The 4830-nt window shown below is 64.3% G+C and carries 3 protein-coding genes; all 3 read right to left on the bottom strand.

The annotated features are described in order from the left end of the window. On the bottom strand, positions 1–245 hold a 245-nt coding region (locus AC1DU6_RS20230; protein WP_477859153.1), incomplete at its 3' end, for a beta-galactosidase. 108 nt (positions 246–353) lie between these two features. After that, on the bottom strand, positions 354–3104 hold the full coding sequence (locus AC1DU6_RS20225; protein WP_477859151.1) for a TonB-dependent receptor: 2751 nt from the start codon (positions 3102–3104) through the stop codon (positions 354–356). A 244-nt stretch (positions 3105–3348) separates the two neighbouring features. Continuing rightward, positions 3349–4710, bottom strand: a complete 1362-nt coding sequence (locus AC1DU6_RS20220) for a BNR repeat-containing protein (RefSeq protein WP_477859149.1) — start codon at positions 4708–4710, stop codon at positions 3349–3351. Between the last annotated feature and the right edge of the window lie 120 nt (positions 4711–4830).

Below are 4830 nucleotides of genomic sequence, written 5' to 3'. Positions count from 1 at the left end.
GTGTTCATGCCCATGGCCTTGATGGCCTGCAGGCGGTGCTTCCAGTACTCGCGCGGCACGCGGGCGAAGTGCATCTCGCCGCAGCGGATCTGCAGCGGCTTGCCGTCGAGCAGGAAGTCGCTCTCGCCGATGGCAAAGCGCGGTGCTTCTGCCTTGGCCGCGCTGGCAGGCGAAGCGTTCAGCAGCAGCGTCGCACCAGAGGCGGCAGCGCCGAGCAGTCGACGACGGGGAAGAAGAACAGTCATGAGGGGTCCTGATTTCTTGTACGGCCGGCCTGAACAAAAAAACCCTGCCTCACGGAGACAGGGTGAAAGGCGTGCGCACGGGCGCCGCCTGGAGAACTCTGCTGGCCTTTAGAACGCCACCCGCACGCCCACGTTGAAGCGGCGGCCGACGTCCTCCAAGGTCAGGAACTGCGACTCGTTGTTCGCGTATTCGTGCATGCGTTCGTTGTTCAGGTTGATCGCGTCGGCATACAGCGAAATCGTCGGCGTGACGTTGTAGCGCACGCTGGCATCGGCCTGCCCATAGGCCGCGCGGGTGCGCGGCAAGGTGCTGCCGCCGCCGCAGTCGACGGAGAAGTGGTTGCGCCAGTTGTAGCTCAGCCGCGCCTGGAAGCGGCTGTCCTCATAGAACACCGAGCCGTTGTACGACTGCTTGGACAGGCCCGGATAGCCACAGCTGGCGACGCCGCCTTCCCGCGTGGCGTTCGCGTCCACATAGGTGAAGTTGGCCGCCACGCCGAAGCCCTGCAGCAGCCCGTTGTTGGCGTCGAAGGCGTATTGCCCGGCCAGCTCCAGCCCTTTGATCTTGCCTTGTTGCCCGTTGCGGATGCGGGTGTCGTGCGCGATCTCGGGGAACTGCGGCAATTGGATGTCGATCAGCCGGGATTCGAGAAAGTCGGTGACCTTCTTTTGGAAGACCGCCGCGCTGACGTAGTTGGTCTTGGACAGATACCACTCCAGCGACGCGTCCAGGTTGGTCGAGCGCATCGGCTTGAGATAGGGGTTGCCGCCGCCGGTCTGCACGTCCCCAAAACGGCCACCGTACCAGTTGCTCACGCCCATCTGGTTCAGCGTCGGGCGCGTCAGTGTCTTGGAGGCCGCCAGGCGCAGCACGAGGTCGCGAGTCAGGTCGAGTTTGAGGTTGGCAGAGGGCAGCAGGTTGTTGTAGCTGTTCTCGACCGAGTTCACGCTGTCGGGGCCGTAGTTCAGGATGTAGGTCGTGTCGTTGGGGCTCTTGACGGCCGACAGCAGCACCCGGCTGATGCCGATCGACGTGGAGTTCACGTGCACATACCGCGCGCCCACATTGCCCGACCAGCCGTCGCCCTCCCACTTGCTGTCGACAAAGAGACTGGACACCTTCTCCTTGACGGCCCACATCGACGGCCTGGTGTAGTCGATGGCCATCGGGCCGTTGGGGTACCTGGTCTTGTCGCCGTAGAGCGCCGGATCGTTGGACTGCGCGATCAGCGACGGCTGGTTCAGGTAGGCCATGTAGGCGTAGGGGTCGAACCTCAGGAAGGTCGACGGCATCGCGCCTTCCGCGCCCAGGATGTTGTCGAGCTTGCTCACCGTGAACAGCGAGGCCGGCAGCGACACGTGATAGCCGCTGAATGCGTTCCACGAATCGCTGTTCCATTGGGTACGGTCCACCTTGCGGCGCGAGGCCGCGAGGCCGAACTGCAGCCCCTTGAAGTAGCCGATCTCATGATCCCAGCCCAGGTTGACGCGGCCTTCCTTCAGGTCGTCGCCGTTGCGGATCTGGCCGTAGGCGACGGCGTGGGCACGCACGGCGGCGGGGTCGGAGAGGCTGTCGCCGAAGTGGATGGTGGGCGTACCGTCAAAGGTCAGCGTGTCGCCGTTCTTGGGCACCATGCCGGCGACGATCCACATGTCGGGCGTCCCCGAGGTCGTGCGCGACGTGGACAGGTCGGCTTCCAGGTTCCACTCCGGCGCCAGCGCCCACTTGGCATTGCCGCCGAAGGCCTTGGTGGTCGACAAGCGGTCGCCGGCCTTGACGATCATGTCATTGGAATTCGCCTCGCCGAGCAGCTTGCCCGGGCCGGCAATCTCCGGGTTGTTGGCGAAGAAGGTCGAGCCCGGCCGCAGGAAGCTGGTGATCTGGTTGTCCGAATTGAACTTGACGCCGAGCTGGGTGGGGTTGTTCCAGTCGCTGACCGCGATCACGTCGTTCTTCTGGTCCAGCCGCGAGTACAGCGCATCGGCCGTGAGCTTGAGCGCCGAGCTCGGGTTGAACTGGACGGTGCCTGCGGCCACCAGGCGCTTGCGGCGCTCGTTCTCCTCCTGGAACCCGAAGCTCTGCGGGATGTAGAGCTTCTTGACCGTCACGTCGGCCATCGTCAGGTTCTTGGAATTCAGGTCGCCGTTGATCAGCGTCACGTCCTTGTAGTTCCACGCGTCGTTGACGGCCTTGGTCTGCTTCGAGGCACGGTCGGTGTACGACAGGGAACCGCTGACGCCGAAGCTGCGGTCGTCGTTCGCGAACGAGTACATCGCGCTCGCGTTGGGCGTCTTCTTCTTGGAGTTCGAATCGTAGGACCCGGACAGATTCACCACCGCGCTGTGGCCCTTGCGGCCCAACAGCGGCCGCGCCGTTTGAATATCGACCGTGGAGCCGATGCCGCCCTCGGGAAGGAAGGGCTGGGCGGTCTTGTAAACCAGCGCCTTCGAGATGAGATCGGGCGACAGCAGGTCGAACGAGAACTCACGGCCGCCGGTATCGCTGGTCATGGTTCGGCCGTTGACGAGCACATTGTTGAATTCCGGCCCCAGCCCGCGCACGGAAATATACCGGCCCTCGCCGTTGTTGCGCTGGATCTGCACGCCAGTGACGCGCTGCAGCGATTCGGCGATATTCGTGTCGGGGAATTTACCGGCGTCTTCCGCGGACACCGCGTCGACGACGCCGTCCTGCATGCGCTTGGTCGCGACTGACGATTCCAGCGAGGCCCGGATACCAGTGACGACGACCCGTTCGAGGTCCTGCTTCGCCGCTTCTTGCGCATACAGCGGGGAGGCCAGCCAAAACTGGCTGATCAAACCGGCAATGACGGTTTTTGCGAAATTCTTTGACCGCATGGTTGTCTCCGTGAGGTGGGTATGTTTGGCAGGCGAAACAAAATGCGTTCGCCTGCCGCTTTATTGATACCAATCATTACACCGTTCGCAGTGGATTACACCTGAACAGGTAATATCGAAAGGCTAGCACCGTTGAATATTCAATTCGTATGCTGTTTTGCCTTTGCCCCATCCAAAGTTCGTATAGCTGGTAATAAACATATAGTTACGGAGTGGCGCTTTAGGGCACAGGCTTTCCCGTCGCTCAGGGTTTCGGACGCCACTGCAGCACTCGCACCTTGCTGGTCGGAACGTCAGCGGTGCCCTCCCCGTCCACCTGCTGCACGGTTTGCAGGAACAGGTTCAATTCGCCTCGCTCGCGCCATAACTCCGTGTCGAAGCTGGGTTCCCACGCGCCGGCGGAATCCGCCGTCAGGTCGTGMACGGTCCAGCGCCCGCTGCTGAAATCCTCAATACGGGCGACCGATACCTTGCTGCCCCGCTCCTCGTCGCGAAACACCAGCAGCGCCTTGGGCTCACCGCCTCCCAGGCCCACCATGATTTGCGGGCGTGACACGGGGATCGCCTTGGTCCCCACGCCGCTGAGCGAGAACGGCGTGCGCCGAAAGTCCAGCTCCAGTTCCCGCCAGGCACCGCCGCGGCGGTAGACCACCTGGTATTGCGGCACCGTGCGGCCAGCGCGGCGCCAGTAGCTGGCGATGTAGGGGTTGCCGTCCTGGTCGGCCGACATCGAGGTCTGGTTGATCAACTCGCTGTTCTGCGGGATGTGCGCGGCGACCTCGGCGCTGGACAGCGTGATGGGCAGCGCGCAGGGCCGGCCGTCCGAGGTCTCCCAGCTGCGGCCGCCATCGCGTGAGCGGGCATAGGCCAGATCGTGGTTGCTGGCGACGTCGGGCGACTCGCGCCAGACCCAGGACAGATGCAGTGTGCCGCGGTGGTCGAGGAAGGCTTGCCAGTAGGCGTTGCGCTTGCCTTCCCCGCTGATCAGGTTGCCGTGCAGCCGTGTCCACTTTTGCGTGGCGACGTCGTAGCGGTTGAGCACCAGGTTGCCCCGGCCCGAACCACCGTCCCGGTAGAAGAACAGCAGATTGCCGTCCGGCTGGCGATGGAACTCGGGGTAGGACACGGAGGCCTCGCCCTGCCCCGTCATCGGCATCTCGGCCGTCATCTCCAGCGCACCGGGCCGCAGGCTGCGCGCATAGCGCAGCGCACTGTTGTGGTGGTCCCAGGCGAGATGCAGATAGCCCGCGCCATCGACCATGATGCTGATGCTGTTGTGGGCATCCAGCGCGTTGCCCTGGTAGGGCGTGGCCTTCAGCTCCCAGGCGCCGCTGCCGAGCCGGCGCTTGCCCAGCACCACCCGGGCCTGCGGGTCGTAGAAGGCGATGTACTGCATGTCGCCATGGGTGACGAGGGAGTTCTTGCGGAACACCACGGCGTTGACGGAGTTGCGCGCCCAACCCTCACCGACGTCGACCACACGCACATCGCCGGCGTGGATATCAGCGGCGCGCGGTGGTGGCGCGGCGCAGCTTACGGCACACRCCGCGGCCATGAGAACGGACAGCGCGTCGAACTTGCGGGCCGAGCGCCGGGCCGCTCCCAAGCCGGCCCGCCTGGGGCGATGTGCTTGCGGCTCAACGCCGCAAGCATCGCCGTCCCCACGGGGGACCGGTTGGACACGCCCGCGTTCAGCGGCGCGAGACCGGACGAGGGGCATCAAAAC

It is taken from the genome of Roseateles sp. P5_B10, assembly GCF_056400485.1.
This window is presented reverse-complemented; position numbering and strand designations above follow the sequence as displayed.

What these genes read in the sequence shown, in the direction of transcription:
- AC1DU6_RS20225 (WP_477859151.1), bottom strand. Translation starts at nt 3,104, where the DNA reads ATGCGGTCAAAGAATTTCGCAAAAACCGTCATTGCCGGTTTGATCAGC.